The following is a 26082-nucleotide window of genomic DNA, read 5'->3' as shown; positions in this document are numbered from 1 at the left end:
GGCTTTGTCGGAAGGGCAGCTCTGGCGCTCCCAGAGATGCCGTTTGCGATTGGGAAGGGATTGCCGACCTACGTCCTTCCCGCCTACACGAATCCGTACACCGGGATGAAAAACGCTCTAATCCTCTCCGCATCTTCACTGCGCTTTCGCCGATTCCTGGAACCGCAGGCGATCTCCAGGCTTGGCGACTTCATACCAGGCCACGACCCGCTCCGCGTCCGGATCGCCTTCCTCCGGAGCCCAAGCAGCGAAATCTTTGTCCTCGACGGGGCGGTAAGGGCCCGGTTTGACCTCGAACATGACCGTCTCGGGTGCCAGAACGACCACGGCATGCCAGGTGTACGGCGGAATTTCCACCGCCATATCGCCTCCCGCGGCGCTCAGGTCGATGCGCTCCAGGACGGTTCCTTTTTCGTCGAAGGTAATGATGGAAAACGCGCCGCGCACCGCCAGCATCAGTTCCCATCCGTCCGGGCGCGCGTGGCGGTGAGGGCGGACGTAGGTTCCGGGCTCCATGGCGTTGAACAGGCGCTGGATCGGGTCCTCCAGATCGCGGTGAATGTTCAGATTTTTCCGGAGCCTGGGAGAGGCTGCGGCCTCGCCCATCAGCCGGAGGAGCTGTTTGTCGCTAATCGTTTTCAAAACGTCCATGGTCGTCTCCTGATACGGCGTCGGCAAGCGCTTCGCGCAGCGGGTTATGGCCGGTTTGCCGGCTTTCGCGCGGCGCTTGTGCATCGCGAGTCTGAAATGGGTCTGCCGGTAATGATGAACGAAATCGCGCGGCCGGGTCTTGTCTGTAGAATTGCGCAAGGAGGTCGTAGATTTCCGGATATTCCATGCGCACCAAGTCGGGCGCTTCGAAAAAGTATTCGCTGAGCACCGCAAAAAATTCTCCGGGCGCTTCGGCCGCGTAAGGATCTATGGGAGTCTTCTCCTCCTGGTCCACGCGATCGTTGAAATCTTCGAACGCGGCCGTGAACGCGTCAGTCCAAACCCGCCGCGCCATCCCGCGATGCAAGTTCGGGAAACCGTCGGCTGCGCCATTGAGCATGTCCAGCTTATGAGCCATTTCGTGGATGACGACGTTATATCCTTCGCAATGCCCGGAACCCTGAACGTCCGCCCACGACAATATGACCGGCCCGCGCTCCCAGGATTCACCGGTCAACACATCTTCCCATTCGTGCATGACGCCGATAGCGTCGAATTCCGAGCGAGGGCGTATGAATCCGCCGGGATAAACCACCACCGTACGCCATCCGTCGTAGCAGTCGAAGTCCAGGTTGAGAATAGGGAGACAGGCCAGCGCGGCGATTCGGGTGCGCACCCGGTCGTCCAGAATCATCCCGCCCGCCGGTTCGAAAATCTTTTCGTGAACGAAAAGGGTGGACAATTGACGCAGACGCTCCCGTTCTTCGTTATTCAAGAGATCGAAAATTCGAAGCCCCGCGAGCGACCAAAGCCAGGTCGATTCGGATATCAGCCCCCGCTGAAGCAACTTGCGGCGCCGCCGCCGGCGGAGTAGACGAAAGGGCGAGATCATGGCCGACCCAGGACAGCACTCGGACGGTCCGCGCTCATCGCGGCGCAGAGCATGGTTTCGGTCGTCCAGCACATGCTCCACGCCCCGCTGTGGTCCACGGCGATCCAACCGTATTCGCGCTTCCGCTCGACGGCTTCGCGATAGGTCGCTTCCGAGGCTTGCACGATGTTGCGGCCATCCCGAACACGCGTTTCGAGACGCACCGCAACGCCGTCATCGACGATTTGTTCTCCGATGCCGGTGCAACTGACGGCGGCGTAGCCGGAGGCATAATTGCCCGCCACCGTCGCCGAATCGGATATTCGTTCCGGAAAATTGAACCGGCCGCCGCCGGTGGACGTGGCGGCCGCCAGACGGCCCCGCTGGTCCAGGACCACCGCGCCCACCGTTCCGGCGCCGACCGAGGGCCCGGTCTGCCGCTCCAGATACTCCGCCCAGCGCCGCGCCCGCTCCGGGGGAACCGGGTTTTGCGGCGGCATGCCGAGTTCCCGGGCCAGAAGCTGGGCTCCCAAGGGACCGAGCACCGATTCCGCCCGGTTCTGGAGCGCCCGGGCAAGTTTGATGGGATGGACCAAGTGAGTCGCAAGCATGACGCCCGAGAATTTCAGGCGCTCGCCGTCCATCAGCGAGGCCGAAAGACGCGCAAGTCCGTCGCTTTGCAAGGCCGAGCCGTAGCCGGCGTTGAACAGAGCCGATTCCTCCAAGCGCTTGACGGTTTCCGTCACGGCATCGACGGCGGATTGGCCTCGGCAAATCTCGGCCCATGCCGACGCTGCCAAATCGCCGATAAAAGTCCAGCGTTTCTCGCTTAGTCGGGGATCGGATTCCGGGGAGCCGGCGCCGCCGTGGATCAGGAGAACCGGCGGGCGGGCAATCTCAGCAAAGCGTTTTTCCATGCGGCTTACTGCATATTGATGTTCGATTCGGCGCGATGACGTTTGTCGGTGTCATCCCGTGCAGGAATAACCCAGCGGGCAATTTGTCTAAGATGCGAACTTCGACATATCTTGTCAAAAAAGGGCTTTTCCGGTTCGCGGTCAAAGGATGGGGCAAGGCCGTTTCAACACGATAAAGATCGGCTTCGGGTTCTATGGAGACTCCCCTTCCCCAGATGTCCTGCTTACCGAAAACGACTTGCGTTTCATACATTCTGTGAGGAACCTCCTATGTACAACTATTTTGCCCTTTCTTTGGTCGCCCTGGTCGGCATCGTCGTGTTCGACGACGATCCGACCGGCGTCTCGCTACAGGAGTGGATACTCTACGCGGTGCTGCTCTATGCGGCGTTTTCGTTCTTTCGGCGCTATCTGGCGCAGATCCGGCAGCAGATTCGACGGGGCGGATAAGCGCTCTTGCCCATTTATGCGCCTCGGCCGCCAGGTGTACTCACGTAACATCCGGCGCGAACAACTCCAGGTTTTGCTGAATTCGATCATAGATCAGTCGCGAGCCGACGATTCGTGCGGCGGAATGCAGGTCGTGCCTACAGCTTTCGTTCGGCACGATAAGATGTTCGACAATGTGTCCGCGCACCGTCAGGTAATCGGAAATCAGAGAGCGGTGGCAGCACGACGGATCTTTCTCGGCACACATGAACGCGGTCCGGCAGATTCGTGCCAGCCTTAGTATTTGTTCCACGGCTTCGCGGAAATCCGGCGTCTCCATATAGGCGGCATACGACCGGAATCCCGGATTCAAGACCCTGTGTTTTACATCGTCCGGTGTCGCCGATCGCCATCCGCCCAGATTGTCGCCTTCCCATTGATACTGAATGCCGGCCTGCGTTAAAGCCCGTTCCAGCGTAGGACGGTTGAATTGTCTAAAACGCGCAGAACCGGGCCTGCTGCGTACGTCGACCAGACACCCGATGCCATGCCTCTTGAGCATATCGATCAGTTCGTCAGAGCTTCTGTTGCTGTGGCCGATGGAATAGAGTTTCATGGCTTCACTTCCTTCTTGCTGATTGTTTTTTCCCATTTCCCGAACCGGCACACCCCGCCGGCAGTCCGCCGATGATTCGGGCGGACGTTCGAGTTCGTATGTAATGCACTTTTTGGACTCGAAAAACAATCAGAAGCATCCCGACATTCTGACCTATATCTCGAAATAAGCCGTTGCAGGCGGGCAATCCTTCGCTGACGAGACTTCGGCAGTTTCAGCCATAAGCAAGTTCCGGGCTTCTATAGTGTCTTCAAGTATTCGAGCACGGCCTTGCGTTCTTCCGGGCTCAAGCCGTCGCCGAAAACATGGCCGGCATTGGAGTGGCCGGGCAAGGTCGTATCGTAGATTTTTTTCCGTTCCCGCAGGTCGTCCGTACCGGCTTTCCCCTGCCCCAGCGCCGTGTAGCGCCAGCCCAGGCCGACCGGATCGTAATCGGCCGCGGACGACTCGTACGACCGCGTCCAATACTTCGGCCGTTTCGAACTGTCGAGCAAGGCTTCGATGGTCGGCACCGATCCGTTGTGGAGGTAAGGAGCGGTAATCCAGATTCCGTCCAAAGGCGGAGCGAAATAACCCGGCGCCGGGGCGGCGCGAGCCGTTTCGCCGTAATAGGAGCCGTTGAACCATGCGATGAACCGGTCCGATGCGCCGCCGACAGCGTGTTGCGCCAACACTGGATCGGTGCCGATTTCGTCGAGTCCCAGCACCAGATTGGGATAAATCGGCTGTTCGCCATAGGTACCGTGGCAGCCGGAGCATGTTCGCTCGAATACGGCGCGCCCCTGTTCGGCCAGCTTGCCGTCGAGACCGAAAGGCCACGGCGGCGGTTTGAGCGATGCAAAGTAAGCCAGAATATCCGGCGCGTAGGCATCGATATTTCGCACGGTATCGACGTCATCGGCGCAGAATATGGCGCCCACCATCATGGCCCGTGCGAGATCACCGCGGCCCTCGGCGTTGTAGAACAAGGCGTTCTTCTTTGCCATGCGCCACCAGGGCGGAATGCTGACCGGCGCGACCGATTTCGGCGGCGGCTCGATCAGCGGTTCCGGCGACCATGCCAGCGTTTCCGGATTCCGGTGAGCGATCAGCGCGAACGTCATATTGATGGCCGGATTCGCGCCCATCGTGTCGGTGATCATGTAAGGGGCAATGGCACGGATTCGGTCCGCCCAGCGCCGCCATTCCGCCGCTTCGGCCTCGTCCTCCACGTATGCGCCGACGCCTTCTGCGGCAGCCGTACGGTCCTCGGTGAAATCGAGATTTTCGTTGCCTAGGCCGATGACCAGCTTTCCGGCGAAGAAACCGGCATGGCAGGACAGGCAATTGTTCACTACGAGCTCCACGCCCTTGGGTGTCGTGTAAGCCGTGAGGTTGTAAGGCAACTCGGCGTTTCGGCCGGGTCTCCCCAGAATAAGCGTCATGGGCTCGGGCGCCGAGGCCGTCTGTTTGTAGGCCGAATAAGGCATGCCGCAGGTGATGTACGGCGCGTTGAGCAATGCCTCGTAACCTTTGTTCGGATCGCCCGGACGCTGCTGTTCGGCAGGAACGGGTCCGGCGGGCGAATAGCTGACGGCGTTCGTCTGTTCCCTCGATTCGCAGGCCGCCAGCAAGAAAGCCGTAAAGACGATCGAAGCGACGGACGATGTTTTGGCATTCGGCATGTTCGACTCACAAGCTGGTTTTTTTAGCGGAAAAATCCTTTTTTTGGGAATCGAGCCGTCAATAGCCGGCCAATTCGACGAAACCCCGCCCTGAAAGCGCTTTACCGCGAGGCCCGGTTCCGGACACCGAGACCGCGCCGGACCAGGCGCGAACGGACCGGACGATTTCCTGATCTTCGACTAAGGGAGAAAGGCGCAGTTCGGCTTCGAGCTTCGGCAGCCTCACGATCCAGCCTACCGGATAAGGAACTCCCGAGGGATTAGACCAGTAAGTGGCGGGTTCGAGCCGAACGTCGTTTCCGGAAATCGGAACAGCTCGGCCATCGGATTCGATCAGGAGCCCGCTCGACACTGGCGGCGCGCTGCCGTCCTTGCGCCTCAGCTGGAAAAGCAGGAGCTCACGGCCATCGTCGAGCTGCAATTGATAGCGGTTCAGGACCAGTTGCCCGCCCGGCGGGGCTAGTTTTCCCCAACTGCGGCTGAGCCAGGCCTCGCCGGTTACCTTATGTCGATGCTCGCCCAACCGAACCGTTCCGGATATCGCCATACGGCTAAGCAAATATGCGCGAAGACGGCCTCCCGCAGCAGCCGGGAAGCTTTGCCCAGCCGGCACGACAGCGGGCTTTCGGGCTTCCAATCGGAGGTTGAGTTGCGTCCCGTCGGCGTCGGCCTGCAAGGTGAAGGACGTGGTTTCTCCCAGCGGCACCCTTAGCTTCCAGTCGTCCAGCCAGACCAGCCCGGAAACGGGATCATACCCGCTCATGCCCAGTGCCGCTCTTGCAAAACGTTCGGATGCCCGATAATGGCCGTTGCTCGCATCGAGAAATGCAAACAGCCCCCGATACACGTCGCGGGTGGCCCAGGCCGATGGCCTTTCGGGCTGTTCCGGCTGAAGACCGAGCCGCGTAAAGCTCAGTAGAAAGCCGTATCGGTGACCGTCCGGCGTGTTCATTTGGCCGGTGAATTCCCAGATTTCCATGGGGACGTCCGGATGAATCCCGTGATCGAACGGAAAAGACAAGGACCGGTCGGAACGGTCCTCCGGAAACCTGTCCGCAATTTTTCGCAGCGTTTTCGAGAAAGACGAAAAAGGCATCGCATCGCCGGACGAAACTCGCTCCGGGGGCTGCCGGAGTGTCGACGACGGTACGAGCGACAGCATGACTGCGAGCAGAACGGCGGCTATCCGCACGATAATATTGCCGCGGCCAGTTGCCATATCACTGTTTCCGGCTGCTCCAAACTGTCTAATGCCTAACAAAGATCGTGGTCAGCATGCAAATCAAGCTTTTCAACCCCATCAAGCAGGCGCGCCAAAAACTCGACTCTTTCCACCGGCTCCGCGGCTTGGCGGCTTTGGTGTCCGCCTGGATCAAAGCGCTAGTCGGAGCCGTTCGTAGCGAAGGCTTGGATTATCGCGCCACGAGTCTCGCCTACACCACGCTTTTGGCCATCGTGCCGGGTCTCGCCTTGTGCTTTTCGCTCCTGAAGGCCTTCGGCATCAACAATCAGCTCGAACCGTTCTTGCTGCAAATGCTCGCTCCTTTGGGCGATAAGGCGGGCGATTTGACGAAAGCCATTCTCGGCTTCGTGACCAAGGTCAACGTGGGCGTGCTCGGCTTCGTCGGTTTGGCGGTGCTCATCTACACCATTATTTCGGTGCTGGAAAAAATAGAAGCCGCATTCAATCACATCTGGCGAGTCACACAGGCCCGCAGCTTCGCCCGCCGGGCCAGCGACTACCTCAGCGTGATTCTGCTCGGTCCGGTGCTGATTTTTTCGGCCATCGGTCTCACGGCCTCGATGCCCCATGCCAGCGCAGTCCGGCGACTGATCGCCCAAGAACCTTTCGGCACCCTGTTCTATCTGGGCGGCAAGCTCCTCCCTTATTTGATGATCATCGTGGCGTTTGCGTTCGTCTACATTTACATTCCGAACACGCGGGTACCTTGGCGAGCCGCGTTATTCGGCGGTACCGTGGGCGGCGTGGTATGGAAGCTGGCGGGCCTGCTGTTCGCCAAGTTCGTGGTCGGCTCGACCAGTTACCACGCCATTTATTCGAGCCTGGTCATCGTCATTTTGTTCATGATCTGGCTCGATCTCAGCTGGCTGATCCTCTTGCTGGGCGGGCAAGCCGCCTTTTATTTCCAGCATCCCCATTACGTGCTGGGAAAAAGCCGTTTCTTTCAGCTCAGCAACCGCTTGAAAGAGAGGGTCGGGCTCGCCGTCATGTACTTGGTCGGCGAACGTTTCGTTCATGCGGATAAACCCTGGACCATCGACGAGCTGGCGGAGCGATTGTCACTGCCGTGGGAAACGGTGAAAGACAGCCTGGACATACTACAGGCCGGCGGGTTGGTGGTGGAAGCGGGAAAAGGCGATGAAAGCTTCATTCCGGCCCGCGATATCGCCGGAATTACCGTCTGGGACATTCTGACGGCCATGCGCACGAAACGCGAGGATACCGCCCTTTCGTCCCATGCAGCTTTCACTTTGCCGGAACTCGCGAAGATCGCGGAGGATTTGGAAAATGCCTCGGCGACGACCGCTTCGGCCCGCCGTTCGCTACGGGATCTCATCCTGGCTCAATCGTCGTCGACGCAGGGAGATTCAGAGCAGCTTCGTTCTTCGTGCTCTTAGCAATGCTGTGATGTCGAGAATTTTCTCGTTTGACGTAACGCCCAGAGCGTCACACCCTCCCGCACCGAATCGGCGCTCGGATAGCAGCCGACGGTCATGCCGCAAGGCATCACGGAGAGTAAAACGCGATAAATCCGCCACTGATCGGAACATCCGTGATTGCCCTCTGTCACAAGGCAGATACTACCGATGAATCGTGCCCAACGACGGCCAAGTCGCGGTACGGTTGGTAATCATCCTTCACGTAATGGAGTACGTCATGTGCCGTTTTCGCAACCCGCCTTTCATCATTTCCGCCTTAATCCTGTGGAGCGGCGCAGGCCTCGCTGCCCAGCCCGCCGATGCCGTGGCCACGATCACCGCCCACAATCAGGTGCGCTCCGCCGACGGGGTGCCGCCGCTCGTCTGGTCGGATGAGCTCGCCACCATCGCCACCGACTACGCCGCCACGCTGGAGCAGCAGGGCTGTCCGCGCGAACTGCCCCACAGCCCTGCCAGTGATCAGGGAGAACTGGGTGAAAACCTCTACTGGGCCGGCCCGGTGATGTGGTCCGATGGCCGCACCGAACCGCAGCAGCTTACCCCGGCTCAGGTTGTCAATTCGTGGGCAGCCGAAAAGGCCAATTACAACTACGAGACCAACAGCTGCGCCCCCGGCAGGATGTGCGGCCACTATACCCAGTTGGTGTGGGCCGCAACCACCGAAGTCGGCTGCGGCTATGCAGTCTGCACCAACAACGCCCAAGTGTGGGTCTGCAACTACCGCCCCGCCGGCAATGTTACCGGCCAGAGTCCTTACTGATCTCCCAGGCGCACACGCACCGCGCGATTGAACGTATTTCTCGCCTCCTACTTTGCGAAGGAGGCGAGACATGGTTGCGGCGTGCCGCCCGGATCGCCTGCGGTCCCACCCGCCACACTACATTGAGCCGTCGAGCGGCTCACCAAGGAGCCAGAGCATCTTCAGGATCGGTTTAGCGGTCCAGGGGATAGTAGGTCGGGAATCCTGTCCCAATCGCAAACGGACCTTTAGTCGGTCCCTTCCAATCGCAAACGGCCTGGCCAATCCGCCAAGTCGCGCTGTCGCTCGCATCACGATTTTTCCTGATGTCCTCCGAATTGCCAGCGCAAGGCGGACAGGAACTTGTCGGCAAACTCGCTGCGTCCGCGGGACGAGAACCGCTGAAACAGCGCGGCGCTCAACACGGGAGCGGGGACGCCTTCGTCGATGGCGGCGAACGCCGTCCACCGCCCCTCGCCGGAATCGGACACATGTCCCGAGAATCTCTCCAAATCCGGTGATTGCAGCAAGGCCGATGCCGCCAGATCGAGCATCCAGGACCGAACCACGCTGCCTCTCCGCCACAATTCGGCGATCTCGGGCAGATCGAAATCGAAACGGTAATACTCGGGATTGCGCAAGGGCGCGGTTTCGGCATCATGGGATTGGCGTTCGAAGCCGATTCCGGCGTTCTTCAGAATATTGAAGCCTTCGGCATAAGCGGCCATGAGACCGTATTCGATGCCGTTGTGAACCATTTTGACGAAGTGGCCGGCTCCATTGGGACCGCAATGTAGATACCCCTGCTCGGCGCTGGCCAACCCGGTGTTTTCGCGTTCCGGAATACGCGGGGCCGCATCCTGGGGCGGTGCCAAAGCCCGAAAAATCGGATGCAGTTTTCGAACGGGCTCCTCGTCGCCGCCGATCATCAGACAGTAACCCCGCTCCAGGCCCCATACGCCGCCGCTGACGCCAACATCGAGGTAATGGACGCCGCGCGGCTTCAAGCGTAGCGCTCTATTCATGCTGTCGCGATAGTGAGAATTGCCGCCGTCGACCAGGATGTCTCCGCTTTCTAGCAAGGGCGAAAGCTTGTCTATCAAATCGTCGACGAAGCCCGCCGGAATCATTAGCCAGACGACGCGCGGCTTGAGCAGTTTGTCCGCCAAATCCCGCAGGCTGTCGGCGGCTATGGCACCCTCCGAAGCCAACATCTCAACGGGTTTTCCCGAGTTGTCCCAAACCACGCAGGAATGATTGCCCCGCATCAACCGGCGCACCATGTTGGCACCCATTCGCCCCAGACCGATCATACCGATTTGCATGGGCTGCCTCCTTTCCATTCGAGAGATATCGGTACGTATGCGCTACGAAATCTTCCTTGCGCGGAAGAACGAGCGCACGGTTCTCAATGCACGATCGCGTATCTCAATGTTGACAGTTCGGACACCAATAAGTTGAGCGCTGCCCTAGCCGCTGCGTTCGGATAAGCTCGCCGCATCGGCGGCATAGTTCGCCGGTCCGTCCGTAAATTTGCAGAGTTTGCTGGAAATACCCCGGACTTCCGGTTTCGTTGACGAAATCGCGTAGCGTGGTTCCGCCTTGTTCTATCGCTTCGGAAAGGACCTCCCGTATCGATACGACCAGTTTTTCGTAGCGAGGCAGAGCTATGCGGCCGGCCGGTCGGCGCGGATCGATGCCGGCCCGGAACAAGGCTTCGTTGGCGTAGATGTTGCCCACACCCACCACGATGCGGCTGTCCATGATGAAGGATTTGACGGACACGCTGCGGCCCCGGGCTTTTCCATGAAGATAGGGCGCATCGAAGTATTCACTTAAGGGTTCCGGCCCGAGTTCGGCCAGGAGGGGATGAGTCGAAGGATCGTCTTCCGTCCAGACGACGCAGCCGAAACGGCGCGGATCGTGGAAGCGGAGACAGGTTCCGTTGGCGAGGATGAAGTCGAGATGGTCGTGCTTTCTGGGCGGGCTGTCCGGGGCGAGGATGCGGAGGCTTCCGGACATGCCCAAATGAACGATCAGCGTTCCGCGGTTTGTGCCGATCAGGATGTATTTGCCTCGGCGCTCGACCGTCCGAATGGTCTGACAATCGAGCTTTTCCGGCAGATCCGGCGGAACCGGCCAGCGTAGCCGAGGCTGGCGAACGACTATCGCCTGAACGGTCTGCCCGGTTAGATGAGGCGAAATGCCGCGCCGCGTGGTTTCGACTTCCGGCAGTTCGGGCATGGCGGCGTTATCGGGCAGCGTCCGACAGCTTGAAGAAGCGTCAGTCCGCCGCCTCTTCCCCTTCTTCGCCCGGCTCTGCCGATTCTGCCGGTTCTTGCTGTTCTTCCGCGTCCGCTGGAGATTCTTCCTCGGTCTCCTCGTCTTCGGCTGGGGACAGTTTCGGCTCCTCGGGCTTGAGTTCCGGTTTTTGCAGGCTGAGCAGCTGTTTTGCGGCGTTTCCGGTCACTTCGTACTGAAGCCCCAGATCCGGTCGGACAAGAAGGAGATCCGGCTCCCGCTGCATGATGAAGAACTCGACCGGATTGCCCTCGGCCAGGGTAATTCGGATTACATCGCCTTGAGCGGGCTGTTCCACCCGCTTCACATCGATGGCTCTCGCCGTATTCCAGGCGTTGAGGAGATCCGAAATGCTTTGATTGGGTTCGGCCGGCGGCTCCAGAATCCATTTGCCGTCCTGCCCCAAGGTAGCTTTCAAGCCCGGTATGAAAATCTCTTTGATTTTCGCGTCTTCGGGCAGGAGCTTCTTGTCCACGTAATCCGTGGCGGATGCGGTGAGGTGATGAAAGAAATCGTCGTTGACCAGGTGCAGGGTATCCCCGATTTGCACGTAACGCCGCATGTTGATGGGATCCGAGCCGCCGAACTTCATCGTGGTCGCATCCAGAATCAACGTGGCTTTCGGCTTGTCGAGCTCGAATTTGGGGAGGTCCTCGGCACTTACCGGGTACTGCGCTTCGCTGTTGGCCTCGGCGATGCCGATCAGCTGCCGGACGCGAATGTCGTTGGCCGGGGCATAAAACGGCTTGGTCAAGCGCCAGTGCCCGTTTTGCTTTTCGAAGGTGATGGCGTCCTTATTCTGCAAGGTGATGGCGGTAAGCGCATTTTCGTCGATAGCCGCGAGAGGCGTAGTCTCGGGCTTTTCCTTGCCGGGCTCGAAAAATGCAACGGCGGCAAGGACGGCTATGACGATCAATAGCGCTAGATTCAGGATCAGTCTCGATTTCATTAACGTCTCCGGCGTTTAAACCAAATGGCAGCTCCCGTGCCGATCAGCCCGGCGGGCAAGGCGATCAGGAAACCGATGGCGATCACGCCGGAAGCGACGGGCGACAGTTCCAGCTTCCGGTCCGGCGCCGTCTTGGCTGGAATATTGATCAAAGCCTCGTTTTGGCTCAGCCAATGAACGATGTTGAGGCCGAGATCCAGATTGCCGCCGTTGCCGAGAAAGGCATTCGACAGGAAGTCGCCGTCGCCGATCACGACGATTCGCTGTTCGGACGGCTTTTCACCAGCATCCTTGGCCGCCCCGGCTTCCGGTTGTCCGGCTTGTTCTGCCTTCGATCCTTCGTTCGGCTTAGCTTCAGACGGCTTTGCTTCGGACTTGCTTGCCGAAGCGGCCGGCTCCGTCTTATCCGTCGGTTTTATCTCGCGGGTCAAGGTGTAACCGATCTGGAGCGGGCCTTTGCGCTCGCCTTTGTCCGCGTCGAACTGGATTTTTCCTTCGATCGCTCCGGTCTCGGTCCAGGAGCGAGCCAGAGTGCTGAGCAGAGGTTCCCGCTGGAAATCTCCGTCTGCGCTTTTGTCCAGCGCCGTCGCGGCCGGAAACAGCGTCATGGTCTGAAAATTGAACGTGATCGGATGCGCCGGATATTCCGCGACAAGGGCGAAAGTGGGGTCGTCTATGCCGAAGAGCTGGGTGGATGCATCCACCACGGTTCCGGGCAGGAACTTGATTCCCAGCTGCTGAGCCAGCGGATCCAAGCCATGCAGTTCGCCGGGGTCGGTCAGCCACAACAGATTTCCGCCGTTTTTCACATAGTTCTGGACCAGCGTAATTTCACCGGGAAGGAAGTTCGCTCGCGGCCCCGCCAGGACAAGCACGTTGGTGTTGTCCGGAATGTCGGGCGTCACCGCCAGATTCACCATCGACACCGTGATGCCTTTCCGCTCCAGTTCTTCGCCGAACTGGCCCAGATCATGGTTGGCCTGGCCTTGCGGCGACCGTTCCCCATGACCCTCGAGGAAGACCACGTGCCGTTCCTTGGCCACGGCCAAGCGCTGCAAGGCATTGGTCAAGGTGGCCTCTTCGGCGTTTTGAATTTTTTCGGTGCGGCCCTGGTAATCCACCATCATTTCGCCGTCCATGGTGATACCCAGTTCCCTGACTTTATCGGGCTGAGTATCCGGATTGACGAAATTCAGCGTCAGATCGTTCTTGTAACGGCTGTAGCGTCCGACCTGATCGCGAATCTGGTTTCGCAGCTGGGCGTTTTCCCGAGCGTACGCGGTAATCGTTACCGGTTCTTTCATCAGGTCCAAGACCTTGCGGCTGGCCTCGGAGAGAGTGTGGCGGCCGCCCGCGGTCCAGTCGAACTGGGCCGTGTAGCGCGTGCTCAGCCAGGCCACAAGGCCGACGACGGCCAGAAACAGCAAGGTGAAGAGAAGGTTTTGCAGGCGTAGTTCGAGGTGCGTCTTGCGGTTGATCTTCATTTTTGCAGGCGATCGTTATCCAGACGATGGACGCTCAGAACGAGAAACGTGAGCGTAAAGAGCAGGAAGTAAATCAGATCGGTCGTCGATACCAGACCTTTCAGCAAACTCTCGTAATGGCGCAGGATCGAGAGATATTCGAGCACGCCGCCCGCCGAGTTGCCGGTCCAGTCGATGATCCACAGCAGCAGCAATGCCCCGAACGTGCTGACGGCGGCGATGGTCGGCTGGCTGGCGAGCGCCGACATGTATAGCCCCACGGCGGCAAACCCGGCCAGCAGCAACACGAGGGCGATGATGCAGGCCGCCAGCTTGCCCATGTCCAGTCCGCCCCCGACCAGCAGCGACAGCGGCATCAGACCGATCATCGCGACCATGATGAGCAGGAAGGCGAACACGCCGAGATACTTCCCGAGAATGATCTCGGTCATCGACACCGGAGCGGTAAACAGAAGGCTCAGCGTGCGGTTGCGGCGCTCCTCGCTGATCAGCCGCATCGTCAGGAGCGGCGTCACCAATAGGAGAATGACGCCGGCATTGCCGAACAGCGGGACGGCGATCAGGTCGGTGACTCCGGGCGCATCCTCCATGCCGGCGATGCGGGCTTGCAGCATCACGTAGTAGTCGAGCTGCGCCAGAAACATGTAGCCCAGAATGATCTGGATCACGCCCAGAATCGACCAGGCCAAAGGCGAAAGAAACAGCGTGCGGAGCTCTCGCCCCGCGATGACTAAGGCCATCATGCGGCTTGCTCCTCCATAACGGGAGTGTGTTGGGTGATGTCTATGAAGATTTCTTCCATGCTGCGCCGTTCGGGGGTCAGTTCCAGCAGTCCCCAACCCAGCGATACCGCAGCTTCGGAGATCCGTTCGGCCGGGTTTTTGTCCTTGTCGTGAAAGATTCGATAGCGCCGCTCGCCGAGGTCGTCGATCTTTTGAACGCCGTCGATGGCATAAAGCTTCATGAGATCGGCCCCTAAACGGGTTTCCAGCACCACGCTGGACGCGCGCATCTGCTGTTCCAGGCCCTCGATGCTGTCGCTGAGCACCAGCTTGCCCTTGTGAATGATTTGCACGCGGGTGCAGGATTCCTGGACTTCGGGAAGGATGTGCGTCGAGAGAATAATCCCGTGCTGCTTGCCGAGCTCGCGGATCAGTTCGCGAATCTCCCGGATCTGGATCGGGTCCAGCCCCACGGTCGGCTCATCGAGAATGATGACCGACGGGGAATGCAGGATCGCCTGGGCGATACCGACCCGCTGCTGATAACCTTTCGACAGATTCCCGATCAATCGCTCGCCGACGTCGGTCAAGCCGCAACGCTCTTTGGCGCTATCGACCGCTGTCGGGATTTTTTCCCGGGGAATCTGATGCAGTTTCCCGCAGTAGTCCAGGTATTCGTCCACCGTCAGCTCCCGATAAACCGGCGGTATTTCGGGCAAATAGCCCAGCTCCCGCTTGGCCTCCTTGGGATTGTCCAGTATGTCGATCCCGTTGATGAGGATCTGCCCGGAGGTAGGCGCGAGATTGCCGCAGATCATCTGCATGGTGGACGACTTGCCCGCCCCGTTGGGGCCTAGAAATCCCAGAATTTCGCCCTTTTCCAGGCTGAACGTAACGTTGTTGACGGCGCAGTGATCGCCGTAATAGCGATAAAGTTGTTCGACTTGAATGAGTTGAGTCATAGCGCGCGTAAGATACAAAAATTTTTCCGAAAGGCAAGATACGGGCCACTTGGGCACCAGGTGCCGCACGCCCGTAAAAAATAGCGGAACCCAATAACGGTACCACAGAGCAGTCCTCGCCGTCCTGATCGTGTTATTTGGAAGCGGCGAGTGCGCCGACTGGACTGAGTGTATCCAAAAGCAAGGCGAGCCTGTGCGCCATCGTTTCGGACGCAGCACGCAAGCCTATCGCAAATGCCGTTCAGGACGCTTGCGACCGCCCCTCTCGACCGCTTCGAGCCACTTATCCAGCAAATTCCGATGTTTTCCTCCAGCAAGCTTTTCCGGGACCTCTACACTCTTATGGAGCAACAAACTCCACAGCCTGACTTTTTGAACATTCGTCGGACAATTGATCATTGATGCAGCGGCGGAAAACCGAGCAAGTGAAGTCTATACGGCCTAAGGACAGTCCCGGGCGACGGGAAGCATCGCCGACCATCCGCGGTACCGGGGCCGCGACCAGCCGCGCGGCCGAGTCCTTTCTTCCCGACTTTTGCAGCCTCTCGACCGCCCTGATGCTAGTCGTTTCGGCCGAATTACTGGCTTTCGTTCTGACGCTCGCCGATTCGTCGTCCGATTACGGCTTCTGGTCCGACTTGGGGCTGCGCTCGCTGTTCATCGTCTGGATCGCGCTGACCAGCGGAGTCGTCCTTTGCAGTATTCGCTCGCGGCTCGCCCGACTAGACGCCCTCTGGTGCGGAGCGGCGACCTTCTCCGTCATCCAGACCGCGACATTTCTGATTGCCTGGCTAGGCCATGACGGCCCGTTGAATCCGGGACATGCCATTTCCTTTGAAAACCTCGACGGTGTCTACTATTTGAAAATTCTCGGGGCCAGCAGTCTCATTACGGCGGCCTGGCTGCGTTACCTCTATATCCAATCGCGCTGGCGTCTGCAAATCCGGGCCGAAGGTGAAGCCCGGCTCGATGCACTACAGGCGCGGATGCGCCCCCACTTTCTGTTCAATAGTCTCAACACCATCGCCAGCCTCACTCGGAACGATCCGAAAATGGCGGAAGAACTTCTGCTGGATTTGGCCGAGTTGTTCCGCGCGGTACTCAAGAAAGAGACCAAATGGGTGGCGCTGAAAGACGAAGTGGGCCTGACTTGCCAATATCTCAACATCGAGCGGCAGCGTCTCGGCGAACGTCTGCGCATCGACTGGCGTCTGAAGGACGCTCCGGAGGACGCACTGATCCCTCCCCTGAGCATTCAGCCGCTGGTGGAAAATGCGATTTATCACGGCGTCGAGCCGTCTCAGCGTGGCGGCAAAGTGGAGATCGGCGGTCAACTCACGAAACGGCATCTCGTTCTGACGGTAAAAAACACTCTGCCGGAAGCGGATGCGCGCCGCTCGCGCCAAGGTGCAAGGATAGCTCTGGCCAATCTCCGCGCTCGTCTCGAAGCCTGTTTTCCGGGCGAGGCGCGCCTCCTCACCAGCGTGGTCGACAATTGCTACCAAGTTCGAATCGTCTTTCCTTATCTTCCGAAAAATCATGAAAATCCTGATCGCCGACGATGAGGCGCCGGCTCGAAGCCGTTTGCGGGATTTGCTCAGCGAGATCGACTCGTCATTGATCGTCGTCGGAGAAGCGGCCGACGGCGAACAGGCCTTGAGGCTCGCCGCTCAGATCCAGCCGGATGCGGTTCTGCTGGATATCCGAATGCCGTGGATCGACGGCATCGGAACCGCACGCGAACTCGCCCGATTGCCTCAGCCGCCGGCCGTGGTCTTTACGACGGCTTACGACGAACATGCATTGGAGGCATTCGAGGTCAGCGCGGTCGATTATCTCCTCAAGCCGGTGCGAAAGGACCGTCTGGCCGCCGCCTTGCGAAGGGCGGAACGATTTACCGAAACCGCGTGGAATAAACTCGAGACCGCCCTACCTGCCGGACAATCGACCCGTAGCCATTTATGCATCCACAGCCATGGCGACATACGATTGATTCCGGTCGACACGGTGCTTTATTTCCGCGCCGAGCAAAAATATACGACGGTGAGGACCCCCGACGGAGAAACCTTGATCGACGATTCGTTGAAGTCTTTGGAAGAAGAATTCGGAAAGAGCTTCATTCGGATTCACCGCAACGCCTTGGTGGCAATCGACCATATCGTCGCACTGGAAAAATCGTCCTCCGGCGGCACGGCGCTTCGTCTGCGCGGCATCCCCGAGACCTTGGAAATAAGCCGTCGGCACCAGCCTTCCGTAAGAAGCCAGCTAAAACAACTCGCTACGATTGGTGAGGACGGCTGATTTGATACAATGGCTTAATTTACGCACGGTCGATACTGATGCCACAACGTATACGCATCGCCACCCGCAAAAGCGCCCTGGCCGTATGGCAGGCGGAACACGTCGCGGCGCGCCTGAGGGCCGCATGCCCCGATATCGAAGTCGAATTGGTGAAAATGGTCACGCGCGGCGACAAATTGCTCGACGCCCCGCTGGCCAAGGTGGGCGGCAAAGGTTTGTTCGTGAAGGAACTGGAGGAGGGGCTGCTGGCAGAAACGGCCGATCTGGCCGTCCACTCCATGAAAGACGTGCCGGCGGAACTGCCCGACGGCCTGCATCTCGCCGCCATTCTGCCGCGCGAGGATCCCCGCGACGCTTTTGTTTCCCTGCGTTACCCGTCCTTCGATGTGCTGCCTCCGCACGCGAAGATCGGTACCTCCAGCCTTCGCCGGCAATGCCAGATCAAGGCCCGTCTCCCCGAATGCGAAACGCTCAATCTTCGGGGCAATGTCGACACCCGCCTAAATAAGCTCGAGACCGAGCAGTACGACGCCATCATCCTTGCTGCAGCGGGATTGAAACGGCTCGGCCTGAGCCATCGGATTACGGAAATACTTTCGACTGAGACCAGCCTCCCCGCGGTCGGCCAAGGCGCCATCGGCATCGAATGCCGCCGGGATGACATTTGGCTGAACGAGTGTCTAAAAGCATTGCACCACGAGGAAACGGCTATCTGCGTCACGGCAGAGCGAGCGCTCAACGAGCGCCTGAACGGTGGCTGCCAGGTGCCCATTGCCGGATACGCGGAATTGTCCGGGGAACATCTGAGACTGCGGGGGCTGGTCGGCACGCCTGACGGAAGTTCACTGATTCAAGGCGAAATCGAAGGTTCTTACGCCGATCCGCAGGCTTTAGGGATAGCCTTGGCCGAAGATTTATTATCGCGCGGGGCCGATCGCATCTTGAACGCACTCTATGCCTGACATGGCAAGCTCGACGAATGCCCCTCTAGCCGGCATAGGCATATTGGTCACCCGACCGCGGGAACAAGCCGGTGGCCTGTGCGCTCTAATTGAAGCCGCCGGCGGCCATGCAATGAGGCTGCCGTTGCTGGAAATCGTCGCTGTCGGCGATCCTACCGCAGCGGCGGAACTTTTGTCGCGGCAAGACCGGTGGGATTGGTTGATATTCGCGAGCCCCAACGCCGTCCGCTTCACTCTGGCGATTCATGGCGGGTCGTTCAATCCGCCGCGGCCGGCGCGAATCGCGGCTATCGGCCAGACTACTGCGGAAGCGCTTACCAAGGCCGGAATTCGGGTAGACCTGATACCTAAACCGCAGTTTAATAGCGAGTCGCTCTTGGCGTCGCCGGAAATGACTGATGTATCCGGCAAATCGATATTGATCGTCCGGGGCGAAGGCGGACGGGAGCATCTTGCGCAAACACTCAGGGCGCGTGGTGCGGAAGTTGCCTACGCGGAAGTTTATCGCAGAATTCTTCCCGCGACGGATATCGGTTATTGGATTGACCTGAGGCGCCAAGGCGGTATCGACATTGTAACCATCACCAGCGGAGAGGCTTTGAATAATCTTACGCAGCTCTTGGGCGAGGCCATACACGAGTTCGCCGAGCATACCCCGCTCGTGGTGCTCGGCTCGCGCGTCGAAAAACTGGCTCGCGATCAAGGCTGGCGTCATGTGATCAGTGCGGAGCCGGCCTGCGATCAAGCCATAGCGGAGACGATAATTCGTCATGTCGAAACGAAGAGAACCGCTCAAGACCGCCAGGCCAGCCGATAATCGGCCCGCTGATTTCGAGTCCTTTCTCCAATAAAAGCTATTAAGGTTCAATACTACGGGGATACAGCATTGGTTGACGTAAATAACGAATTGATGTCGTCCACCGGCCAGCCCGCCAATGGAGCGGAAACCGAGGCCGTAAAGACATCTGCCGCGCCCCCCAAGAAATCCCGCAGCTTCGCGTGGATCGGTTATCTCATCTTGCTCGGCATACTGGGTCTTACCGCCGGAGGCTGGTACTTTCTTCAAGAGCTACGCTCCAAGCAGGAAGGTCTGGGCGGCCAATTGACCAGCAAGGACCAGCAAATCATGGAGTTCACGCGGCAGTTGAGCGCGATGCAATCCGAGATGGCCACACTGCACTCCCAGCTCGCCACCCTTCAATCCCAGGTGACGACGGAGGATTCAAAATTCGAGCGGCTGATCGGCGATCAGTCCGCCCAGCTCAACGAGAGATTGAACCTGACGCGGAACGAACTGAATGAATCGGTTCAGCGCATCCAACGACAGCTCAACAAGACCCGTGGCGATTTGTTGGTAGCGGACGCCGAGTACCTTCTGAGCATCGCCAACCAAAAACTTCACCTGATCGGCGACGTGAAAGCCGTAATTGCTGCCATGGAGGCCGCGGACCAGCGCCTGCACGACAGCGGCGATCCGGCGGTGTTCAAAGTCCGGGAAGCGTTGGCCGAGGAAATCGAAACTCTCCGGCGGCTCAACGCTCCGGATATCGTAGGACTTTCCTCCAGACTGCTGGCTCTTGAAAGCAAGGCCAAGGATATTCCCCTGTTCTTACCCCATGCGGGCAAAGTCAGCGAACACGACGACACCCCCGAAACGGCCGAACCCGCCGCGGGGGCTGAAGGTGAAGGGCCGCTCGGTTCCGCGCTGGACAATATCAAGGACCTGGTAACGATACGCCGCACCGATCGGCCGGTAAATGCCGTTCTCCATCCGGAACAGGCGGAGGCGCTACGTCAAGTTCTGCTGCTCAAGCTGGAAACGGGCCGAGCGGCGCTCCTCCGAGGCGACGAAGAGATGTACAAAGCCAATCTGGCCTCCGCGCGCGAGTGGCTGAACGAGCACTTCGATCCCGACGCGAAAAAAACCCAGGAGGTCGCCGCGGAAATCAGCGCACTGGCGGACCAGCCGATTCGCATGCCATTCCCGGATATCAGCAAGTCGTTAACTCTCTTGCGGAACATCGAAAAGCTACGTCTGGAAGCCGAGCAGGCCGAGACGAAGGCCACTGGGGAAAGGCAATCCGGCGAGGCACAACCTGCGGGAGCACAGCCGTGAAAAAAGCCTTCATCTATGTGCTGATCGCCGTCTCGATCGCCGTCGGAGTGGGCTTTTTCGTTCACCGCCGATTGATCGCCGGCGACGCGGGCTATGTCATCATCGGCTACGATCGCTGGGTGCTGGAATCCTCGCTACTCGTGATCCTGGTCACTTTGATCGTCGCTTTCGTTCTGTTCTACTTTTTGGTCCGCGTCGTCTTGCAGGCGATGAGCATTCCCAAAGTCCTCAAAAAGCGCGGTGGCGAACTTCGTAACAAGCGTTCCCAGGAAGCCTTGATCACAGGGCTCATCGAAACGGCCGAGGGCAATTGGGAGAAGGCGGAGCGGAATCTGATCCGCCATGCCGCAGACAGCGGCGCGCCGCTCATCAACTATCTGACCGCCGCACGGGCCGCACATGCACGAGGCGCCGTCGAACAGCGGGACGAATATTTGAAGCTGGCCCGTGAAATCGCGCCCGAGTCGGAGCTAGCGGTCGGCCTGACCCGCGCGGAATTGCAGTTGTCCAACAAGCAATTCGAGGAAGCGTTGGAGTCTCTGACTCATCTGAACAAGATCGCCCCGAGCCACGCCGCTGTCTTGAGGCTGACTCACCAAGCCTATGCCCAAATGGAAGATTGGGAAAGTTTGCGCAGCCTGCTTCCCGCCTTGCACAAGAACAAGGTTTTGATGGAAGCGGAGGTCAAACTGCTCGAAACGGAAACCTACAGCGCTCTGATCAGACAAAAATCCGAATCTCGCGACGTTACCGCCTTGCGGGAGGTTTGGGCGACCGTTCCCGAGCACATTCGCGCATCCACGGGAATTCAGTCCCTCTATTTCGCCGCCATGATCGAAGCCGGTGCCGGCGAGGAAATCGAGGACGAGCTGCGCCGCGCTCTCGGCGACGAGTGGGACGAGACCCTTCTAGTTCTCTACGGTTGCATCCAGCTATCCGACCGGGAAAAGCAGCTCAAGCATGCGGAAACCTGGCTGGGACCGCATCCGAAAGATGCCGTTCTGTTCAGGGTACTGGGCAAACTCGCCATCCACTGCAAGCTTTGGAATAAGGCCAAAGACTACCTGGAAAAAAGCCTCAACGTGGAACCCAGCGTCGAAGCCTACCAGCTCTTGGGTGACGTGCTGCATCAGCAAAACGACTTCGCCGCCGCCTGCCATTACTATCGCAACGGATTGATGTTCGCTTCCAGCGAAGTGGTCGCTCAGATCGAGCAGAATCCGTCCGGGGAGGCTATGGAGCCGGTGGAGGAAGAGCTTGTTTCGAGCGCGGCTCAGTAAAAGAGATGTGTTTTGCGACCAACAGAGCAGCCATCCGGATTCCCCCCGTTGAGACACACGCATCTTGCTGCTTCGTAGAGTATACACAAGCGCGGCATGCTATTGTTCCGGCCGTTTAGTGGAATCCTGTTTTGTGCGGCTTTCCGCTTTCCAATGATGGCCGGTATAGGATGGGCTGGGCCTGCGAAGAACGATGCGTGTCCTGAGCCCTGTCGAAGCTGGTATAGGGCGGAGTAGCGTACTCGCGTATTCCGCCGCATGGGGAGCCGTCCCATTCGGCGCATTACGCTAAAGCTAATGCGCCCTACACCAAGGTGCCCTAAGCGATCTGCAAGATGGGCGTAAGGAAGTGTACCCCATAGTCGGTACATCGAACTAGAATGTGCTCTACGATACGAATCGATATCTCTTGACCATCGCCTGCTCCCCCCGACATGGAAAACGTCATGAACGACATTCGAGTTGCGAATTGGTCCGAGCTGATGCGGGCTCTGTACGACATCCCGAAAAATGCTCTTCAACGTTATCGATCGGATCTCGTCTACCGAGGCTTGGCCGACGCCTCTTGGGGACTCGAAAACAGCCTGTTGCGGCTCGGGGGTGATTACATCAACGTCGAGAAGCCGATGTTGCGGGGCTTCCGGAAATATGCGGAGCCCGGATCCATACCGGCGGAAACGCTCTGGGTGCAGTTGGCCGTTGCTCAGCACTACGGCTTACCGACCCGCCTTCTGGATTGGACCATTTCGCCTAAGGTCGCGGTGCATTTTGCCACTGCCGAGGAGCAATATTACGACCGGGATGCTGCGATCTGGTGCATCAATGTCGTCGAGGCCCGATCCCTGTTGCCGGAAAAGCTTCGCGAAGTGCTCAACCGCGAATCCGCATTTTTGTTCTCGGTCGAAATGCTGGAATTCATCCAGTCTCTAGACGAATTCGACCGCTTGGCCGAGAATGGCCGCTTCGTGCTGTTCTTCGAGCCGCCGTCGCTGGACGCCCGCATCGTCAACCAAGGCGCGATCATGTCGGCAATGCCCGGCGCAACCTTGGTCCTCAGCGAATTTCTTTTGAATCATCCAGCCCTTTATTACCGCATCATCATCCCGAAAGAAATTAAATGGGAAGTACGGGACAAACTCGATCAGGACAACGTCACCGAACGGATGCTCTTCCCCGGCCTCGACGGGTTGAGTCGATGGTTGAAACGCTATTACGGACCGGGTCCCTGCCGTACGCACTAAACGGACAGCCGGCTTAAGCATCGCGTTTACAGCCTTACATCAAGCCTTTAATCGCTGACGCCTTACTTGTTTTCACAATCCAGACCAACCGTGTCTCAGCCAGCAATTCTGTTCGATGGCGTCGGAAAAAAATTTCGCCGGTCACTGAAAGCCGATCTGCTCTATGGCTTCCAAGACGCATCCCGGAGCATGCTCCGCCTGAAACCGTTGGAGCGTTTGCGAAGCGAAGAGTTTTGGGCGTTACGCGATGTCTCCTTTGCCGGACGGGTCGGCGAATGCATCGGAATCATCGGCCCCAATGGAGCCGGAAAGAGCACGCTGCTGAAACTGGTGAATCGGGATTACCGGCCCGATCGAGGCCGCATAGCCATGCGCGGTAAGATCAAGTCCTTGATCCGCCTAGGCACGGGGCTTCAGCCCATGCTGACCGGCCGGGAAAACATTTATATCCAGTGTGCGCAACTGGGACTCGACAAACGGGAAACCGACGCCAAACTGGACGACATCGTAGCCTTTGCCGGACTGGAAAAGTCGATCGACGCGCCGGTCAAGCATTATTCCGACGGCATGTACGCACGACTCGAATTCTCGATCGCCACCTGCGTCCCGACCGATGTCCTGCTCGTCGATGAAGTCCTGGCCGTTGGCGACGTCGCCTTCCAGTTGCGTTGCCTGGAGCGGCTCAACAGCCTTAAATACAACGGGACGACGATTCTGTTCGTATCCCACTCGGAAATGAATATTCGGCATGTAGCCGACCGCTGCCTGCTCCTCTTCGATGGCGAGGCGCTGGCGTTCGGGGAAACCGACCAGCTGTTTCTCAAGTATTACGAATCGATAGGCTATCTCAATCGGCAACTCAAGCCGTTGGAAAACGCTCCCGAGATGCCGGCGGATTTTACCGGAGCGGCTTCGATACGAACGTTAGCAGTCAAAGGACAGGAAAACACGGACAGCGTGAAGGTTTTCACCGGGCAATCCGTGGATTTTGAACTGAGCTATGCTGCCGCGGTACCGGTGGAATCCGCCGGCTTAGTGCTCCAATTTTGGACCCAGACCGGCATATTGCTCGCTTCCATCTATTCCGAAATGGAGGGCAACCGGGGTTCACTTAAACCGGCTGGCGGACAGTTACGGCTAACGTTGCCGTTCCTGTCGCTGACGCCCGGAATTTACCGCGTCGCGGGCGGCTTCGCCTCGGCCGGAGGCTGGCTCGGCTATTGCGGGAGTCTGCTGACGCTGACCGTCACCCAGAAAGACGAGCGAGCTTACGAAGGACTATTTGTGATGAATGCGACAGTCTCGGGTGCGGATGGGATGGGCTAGTACAATTTTCGCCGCAGCGGTGCGAATTGAGAACTCGGCACGCCCCCCAGAAGTCAGGCCAAAATAAGTCGTAGGTCGGCAATCCTGTGCCGACAAACCTGCTGTCGACCTGCGGCTTACATCCAAAATGCACACATAGCCCGCAACAAGGGATTGCCGACCTACCTCCGGTGCGGCCTCTCAGGCAGCGACCGCCAACTGATCGGGCAATTCGACTTCCATCGCGATGGGCAGGTGATCCGAGCAGGCAAAATTGATCACCTGGACATTCGTCACTTGAAGACTCGGCGTTACCAAAATGTGATCGAGCATTTTATGCGGGCGCCAGCTCGGAAATGTCTTCAACTCACACATCGGGTCGCAGAGCTCGGTTGCGGAAGTTAAAAGATTGAGCTCCGGCGAATTCGGCTCACAGTTCAGATCTCCCATCAAAACGACATACGACAGATCGCGGATCAATTCGCTGATAAACGCGATCTGCTTGAGCCGGGCACGCCTGCTCAACGCCAGATGCAGAATACACAGATATAACGCATCGTCGCCCACCGCCCCGAAGCGGGCCAGCAAGGCGCCCCGACCGGGCAGGCCAGGGAGCTTATAGTCATGAATGAAGTCGGGCTTGATGCGGCTCAACAGCCCATTGCTGTGCAGGGCCAGATTGCCGATGCGTCGGTTGACCTGGTTGTGCCAATAGGCAAAACCGGCGGTTTCCGCGAGATATTGGGTTTGAACGATGTGATGGCTGCGTGCGCCGCCGCCGTCGACTTCCTGAAGACCAACGATATCGAAAGGCTTGAGAAGATGAGCGATTCGAATCAGATTCGGAAGTCTCTTCTGAGAGGGCCAGATGTGCCGCCAGCTTCCGGTGATATAGTCCCTATAACTGGACGTTGTGATGCCCGTTTGAATATTGAAACTTGCGAATCTGACACGCCGCTTGTTAATCGGCGCAGTAGCCTCCAAAGAACTCGCAACAGCCCGAGATGTCATGACAGTACTAAGTGACACGATACCCCCAACCTGCTCGCCGGTAACCCCGGCTGCATAATGTTGATTCTTTCATGTAAACACAATTATTGGGCACCCTTTGCCCCACTGGATTCCTTTTCGATTAAATCGTTCATAATAGCGATCATCCGAGGAAACGATTTGGCCTGCTGAGGAGCGATTCGGTATTTCCCGTTGACAATGACGTTGGGCGTTCCCGTCACACCGTAGCGCGCCGCCATGGTTTCGGCCTGCCTCATCTTCGTATCCACGGCAAACGATTTATAGGCCTTGCGAAAATCGCCGTCGGCGACGCCATGGTCGGCGAAGAACTTGGCCAACTCCGCCTCGCTCTCCAGAGCTTGCTTCTTGTTTTGGATGGCGTCGTACAAATCGGCATGGACCTTATCGAGTACCCCGAGCGCTTCGGCCGTATAGTATGCCTTGGCGTGAGCCGCCCAGCGTGCATTGAAAACGGCAGGTTGTCGAATAAAAACCACGTTATCCGGCTTCTTCTTCAGCCAGGCATTTAAATCCGGTTCGAAGTGATAGCAGTGGGGGCAGCCATACCAGAAGAACTCCATGACCTCGACCTTGGAGGGATCGACAGTTGTTTGCGGCGGATTCACCAACTCGTAATCGACGCCTTGTTTGAACTCCTCCGCCTTAGCCGCTCCAAAAGCCGTAGCCGAAAACAACACCAAGCAAGCCAGCAAACTCAACGCCGATTTCATTAAACAAGCTCCGCTCTGAAATGATCCGAACCGCAAAAATGATCGAGAATCGAGCCGAACTTTCGCCCGGACTCGCCCAATGGTAGGGATTTTAAACCGAAAACCATAAAAAATGTGCCGACAATACCGAAAAATGAGCGATTTCGAC

25 protein-coding genes are annotated in these 26082 nt (G+C 58.4%); 11 read left to right on the top strand and 14 right to left on the bottom strand.

What is annotated here, in order from left to right:
* Positions 1-135 precede the first annotated feature (135 nt).
* The 3 genes from ACR2TX_RS11670 to ACR2TX_RS11660 are packed head-to-tail and all read right to left on the bottom strand — an operon-like array spanning position 136 to position 2439.
* Positions 136-651 (bottom strand): WbuC family cupin fold metalloprotein, encoded by a 516-nt coding sequence (locus tag ACR2TX_RS11670; protein WP_434132242.1) that lies wholly within the window; start codon positions 649-651, stop codon positions 136-138.
* Entirely contained in the window at positions 629-1543 is a 915-nt protein-coding gene (locus ACR2TX_RS11665) for a zinc-dependent peptidase (protein ID WP_077727936.1), read from the bottom strand. The genes ACR2TX_RS11670 and ACR2TX_RS11665 overlap by 23 nt, the downstream gene beginning before the upstream one ends.
* The gene (locus tag ACR2TX_RS11660) at positions 1540-2439 is read right to left on the bottom strand and encodes an isoaspartyl peptidase/L-asparaginase (protein WP_077727935.1); all 900 of its coding nucleotides are present in this window, start codon (positions 2437-2439) and stop codon (positions 1540-1542) included. Before ACR2TX_RS11660 ends, ACR2TX_RS11665 begins: the two co-directional genes overlap by 4 nt.
* Before the next feature lie 270 nt (positions 2440-2709).
* Here ACR2TX_RS11660 and ACR2TX_RS11655 point away from each other — a divergent pair, with 270 nt between their 5' ends.
* Positions 2710-2889 (top strand): hypothetical protein, encoded by a 180-nt coding sequence (locus tag ACR2TX_RS11655; RefSeq protein ID WP_077727934.1) that lies wholly within the window; start codon positions 2710-2712, stop codon positions 2887-2889.
* Between the two features lie 40 nt (positions 2890-2929).
* Here the strand turns inward: ACR2TX_RS11655 and ACR2TX_RS11650 are convergent, their stop codons facing one another.
* The 3 genes from ACR2TX_RS11650 to ACR2TX_RS11640 all read right to left on the bottom strand — a co-directional run bounded on the left by ACR2TX_RS11650 (position 2930) and on the right by ACR2TX_RS11640 (position 6367).
* Positions 2930-3484 (bottom strand): DUF488 domain-containing protein, encoded by a 555-nt coding sequence (locus ACR2TX_RS11650; protein ID WP_168175309.1) that lies wholly within the window; start codon positions 3482-3484, stop codon positions 2930-2932.
* 239 nt (positions 3485-3723) lie between these two features.
* Positions 3724-5148, bottom strand: a complete 1425-nt coding sequence (locus tag ACR2TX_RS11645; RefSeq protein ID WP_347258143.1) for a hypothetical protein — start codon at positions 5146-5148, stop codon at positions 3724-3726.
* Positions 5149-5206: 58 nt separating this feature from the next.
* On the bottom strand, positions 5207-6367 hold the full coding sequence (locus ACR2TX_RS11640; protein ID WP_434132240.1) for a lipocalin-like domain-containing protein: 1161 nt from the start codon (positions 6365-6367) through the stop codon (positions 5207-5209).
* Positions 6368-6423: 56 nt separating this feature from the next.
* Here ACR2TX_RS11640 and ACR2TX_RS11635 point away from each other — a divergent pair, with 56 nt between their 5' ends.
* Positions 6424-7788, top strand: coding sequence for a YihY/virulence factor BrkB family protein (locus ACR2TX_RS11635; RefSeq protein ID WP_434132238.1), 1365 nt, complete (start codon positions 6424-6426; stop codon positions 7786-7788).
* 259 nt (positions 7789-8047) lie between these two features.
* Positions 8048-8590 (top strand): CAP domain-containing protein, encoded by a 543-nt coding sequence (locus ACR2TX_RS11630; RefSeq protein WP_168175308.1) that lies wholly within the window; start codon positions 8048-8050, stop codon positions 8588-8590.
* Between the two features lie 290 nt (positions 8591-8880).
* Here ACR2TX_RS11630 and gnd read toward each other — a convergent pair whose 3' ends face one another.
* From gnd to ACR2TX_RS11600, 6 genes are all read right to left on the bottom strand, one after another.
* The gene (gene gnd, locus ACR2TX_RS11625) at positions 8881-9894 is read right to left on the bottom strand and encodes a phosphogluconate dehydrogenase (NAD(+)-dependent, decarboxylating) (protein ID WP_434132235.1); all 1014 of its coding nucleotides are present in this window, start codon (positions 9892-9894) and stop codon (positions 8881-8883) included.
* 103 nt (positions 9895-9997) lie between these two features.
* Positions 9998-10813 (bottom strand): bifunctional DNA-formamidopyrimidine glycosylase/DNA-(apurinic or apyrimidinic site) lyase, encoded by an 816-nt coding sequence (gene mutM / locus ACR2TX_RS11620; RefSeq protein ID WP_077727927.1) that lies wholly within the window; start codon positions 10811-10813, stop codon positions 9998-10000.
* 40 nt (positions 10814-10853) lie between these two features.
* Entirely contained in the window at positions 10854-11819 is a 966-nt protein-coding gene (locus ACR2TX_RS11615; protein WP_133716994.1) for a DUF4340 domain-containing protein, read from the bottom strand.
* A complete protein-coding gene (locus tag ACR2TX_RS11610; RefSeq protein ID WP_434132231.1) occupies positions 11819-13303 on the bottom strand; it encodes a GldG family protein in 1485 nt (494 codons plus the stop codon). Before ACR2TX_RS11610 ends, ACR2TX_RS11615 begins: the two co-directional genes overlap by 1 nt.
* On the bottom strand, positions 13300-14046 hold the full coding sequence (locus ACR2TX_RS11605) for an ABC transporter permease subunit (RefSeq protein ID WP_077727924.1): 747 nt from the start codon (positions 14044-14046) through the stop codon (positions 13300-13302). Before ACR2TX_RS11605 ends, ACR2TX_RS11610 begins: the two co-directional genes overlap by 4 nt.
* Entirely contained in the window at positions 14043-14987 is a 945-nt protein-coding gene (locus ACR2TX_RS11600; protein ID WP_156879487.1) for an ATP-binding cassette domain-containing protein, read from the bottom strand. The genes ACR2TX_RS11605 and ACR2TX_RS11600 overlap by 4 nt, the downstream gene beginning before the upstream one ends.
* A 425-nt stretch (positions 14988-15412) precedes the next feature.
* On the opposite strand from ACR2TX_RS11600, the gene ACR2TX_RS11595 reads away from it, so the two are divergent.
* From ACR2TX_RS11595 to ACR2TX_RS11560, 8 genes are all read left to right on the top strand, one after another.
* Positions 15413-16552 carry a sensor histidine kinase gene (locus tag ACR2TX_RS11595; protein ID WP_434132228.1) on the top strand — a complete coding sequence of 380 codons (1140 nt, stop codon included), beginning with the start codon at positions 15413-15415 and terminating at the stop codon, positions 16550-16552.
* Complete coding sequence (locus tag ACR2TX_RS11590; RefSeq protein WP_434132225.1) at positions 16527-17288, top strand: LytR/AlgR family response regulator transcription factor; 762 nt, start codon at positions 16527-16529, stop codon at positions 17286-17288. Before ACR2TX_RS11595 ends, ACR2TX_RS11590 begins: the two co-directional genes overlap by 26 nt.
* Positions 17289-17326: 38 nt before the next feature.
* Positions 17327-18250 carry a hydroxymethylbilane synthase gene (hemC, locus tag ACR2TX_RS11585; protein ID WP_434101740.1) on the top strand — a complete coding sequence of 308 codons (924 nt, stop codon included), beginning with the start codon at positions 17327-17329 and terminating at the stop codon, positions 18248-18250.
* Positions 18243-19067: a uroporphyrinogen-III synthase gene (locus tag ACR2TX_RS11580; protein WP_434132223.1), complete on the top strand. Its 825-nt coding sequence runs from the start codon at positions 18243-18245 to the stop codon at positions 19065-19067. The genes hemC and ACR2TX_RS11580 overlap by 8 nt, the downstream gene beginning before the upstream one ends.
* Positions 19068-19136: 69 nt before the next feature.
* A complete protein-coding gene (locus ACR2TX_RS11575) occupies positions 19137-20366 on the top strand; it encodes a uroporphyrinogen-III C-methyltransferase (RefSeq protein WP_434132220.1) in 1230 nt (409 codons plus the stop codon).
* Entirely contained in the window at positions 20363-21646 is a 1284-nt protein-coding gene (locus ACR2TX_RS11570) for a heme biosynthesis HemY N-terminal domain-containing protein (RefSeq protein WP_077727917.1), read from the top strand. The genes ACR2TX_RS11575 and ACR2TX_RS11570 overlap by 4 nt, the downstream gene beginning before the upstream one ends.
* A 446-nt stretch (positions 21647-22092) precedes the next feature.
* Positions 22093-22887 carry an FRG domain-containing protein gene (locus tag ACR2TX_RS11565; protein WP_077727916.1) on the top strand — a complete coding sequence of 265 codons (795 nt, stop codon included), beginning with the start codon at positions 22093-22095 and terminating at the stop codon, positions 22885-22887.
* Between the two features lie 90 nt (positions 22888-22977).
* Positions 22978-24213 carry an ABC transporter ATP-binding protein gene (locus ACR2TX_RS11560; protein WP_077727915.1) on the top strand — a complete coding sequence of 412 codons (1236 nt, stop codon included), beginning with the start codon at positions 22978-22980 and terminating at the stop codon, positions 24211-24213.
* 180 nt (positions 24214-24393) lie between these two features.
* Here the strand turns inward: ACR2TX_RS11560 and ACR2TX_RS11555 are convergent, their stop codons facing one another.
* Together ACR2TX_RS11555 and ACR2TX_RS11550 are read right to left on the bottom strand one after the other, a co-directional pair.
* Complete coding sequence (locus ACR2TX_RS11555) at positions 24394-25221, bottom strand: endonuclease/exonuclease/phosphatase family protein (RefSeq protein ID WP_240502353.1); 828 nt, start codon at positions 25219-25221, stop codon at positions 24394-24396.
* Between the two features lie 65 nt (positions 25222-25286).
* Positions 25287-25934, bottom strand: coding sequence for a DsbA family protein (locus ACR2TX_RS11550; protein WP_156879481.1), 648 nt, complete (start codon positions 25932-25934; stop codon positions 25287-25289).
* Between the last annotated feature and the right edge of the window lie 148 nt (positions 25935-26082).

The organism is Methylocaldum sp. GT1BB, assembly GCF_051027545.1.
Taxonomy (GTDB): domain Bacteria; phylum Pseudomonadota; class Gammaproteobacteria; order Methylococcales; family Methylococcaceae; genus Methylocaldum.
The sequence above is the reverse complement of the archived record's forward strand: the minus strand, read 5'-3'. Positions and strand labels throughout refer to the sequence as shown.

Excerpts from the sequence above, each read along its gene's own strand:
- ACR2TX_RS11670 (WP_434132242.1), bottom strand. The coding sequence starts at position 651 with ATGGACGTTTTGAAAACGATTAGCGACAAACAGCTCCTCCGGCTGATG.
- ACR2TX_RS11665 (WP_077727936.1), bottom strand. The coding sequence starts at position 1,543 with ATGATCTCGCCCTTTCGTCTACTCCGCCGGCGGCGGCGCCGCAAGTTG.
- ACR2TX_RS11660 (WP_077727935.1), bottom strand. The coding sequence starts at position 2,439 with ATGGAAAAACGCTTTGCTGAGATTGCCCGCCCGCCGGTTCTCCTGATC.
- ACR2TX_RS11655 (WP_077727934.1), top strand. The coding sequence starts at position 2,710 with ATGTACAACTATTTTGCCCTTTCTTTGGTCGCCCTGGTCGGCATCGTC.
- ACR2TX_RS11650 (WP_168175309.1), bottom strand. The coding sequence starts at position 3,484 with ATGAAACTCTATTCCATCGGCCACAGCAACAGAAGCTCTGACGAACTG.
- ACR2TX_RS11645 (WP_347258143.1), bottom strand. The coding sequence starts at position 5,148 with ATGCCGAATGCCAAAACATCGTCCGTCGCTTCGATCGTCTTTACGGCT.
- ACR2TX_RS11640 (WP_434132240.1), bottom strand. The coding sequence starts at position 6,367 with ATGGCAACTGGCCGCGGCAATATTATCGTGCGGATAGCCGCCGTTCTG.
- ACR2TX_RS11635 (WP_434132238.1), top strand. The coding sequence starts at position 6,424 with ATGCAAATCAAGCTTTTCAACCCCATCAAGCAGGCGCGCCAAAAACTC.
- ACR2TX_RS11630 (WP_168175308.1), top strand. The coding sequence starts at position 8,048 with ATGTGCCGTTTTCGCAACCCGCCTTTCATCATTTCCGCCTTAATCCTG.
- gnd (WP_434132235.1), bottom strand. The coding sequence starts at position 9,894 with ATGCAAATCGGTATGATCGGTCTGGGGCGAATGGGTGCCAACATGGTG.
- mutM (WP_077727927.1), bottom strand. The coding sequence starts at position 10,813 with ATGCCCGAACTGCCGGAAGTCGAAACCACGCGGCGCGGCATTTCGCCT.
- ACR2TX_RS11615 (WP_133716994.1), bottom strand. The coding sequence starts at position 11,819 with ATGAAATCGAGACTGATCCTGAATCTAGCGCTATTGATCGTCATAGCC.
- ACR2TX_RS11610 (WP_434132231.1), bottom strand. The coding sequence starts at position 13,303 with ATGAAGATCAACCGCAAGACGCACCTCGAACTACGCCTGCAAAACCTT.
- ACR2TX_RS11605 (WP_077727924.1), bottom strand. The coding sequence starts at position 14,046 with ATGATGGCCTTAGTCATCGCGGGGCGAGAGCTCCGCACGCTGTTTCTT.
- ACR2TX_RS11600 (WP_156879487.1), bottom strand. The coding sequence starts at position 14,987 with ATGACTCAACTCATTCAAGTCGAACAACTTTATCGCTATTACGGCGAT.
- ACR2TX_RS11590 (WP_434132225.1), top strand. The coding sequence starts at position 16,527 with ATGAAAATCCTGATCGCCGACGATGAGGCGCCGGCTCGAAGCCGTTTG.
- hemC (WP_434101740.1), top strand. The coding sequence starts at position 17,327 with ATGCCACAACGTATACGCATCGCCACCCGCAAAAGCGCCCTGGCCGTA.
- ACR2TX_RS11580 (WP_434132223.1), top strand. The coding sequence starts at position 18,243 with ATGCCTGACATGGCAAGCTCGACGAATGCCCCTCTAGCCGGCATAGGC.
- ACR2TX_RS11565 (WP_077727916.1), top strand. The coding sequence starts at position 22,093 with ATGAACGACATTCGAGTTGCGAATTGGTCCGAGCTGATGCGGGCTCTG.
- ACR2TX_RS11550 (WP_156879481.1), bottom strand. The coding sequence starts at position 25,934 with ATGAAATCGGCGTTGAGTTTGCTGGCTTGCTTGGTGTTGTTTTCGGCT.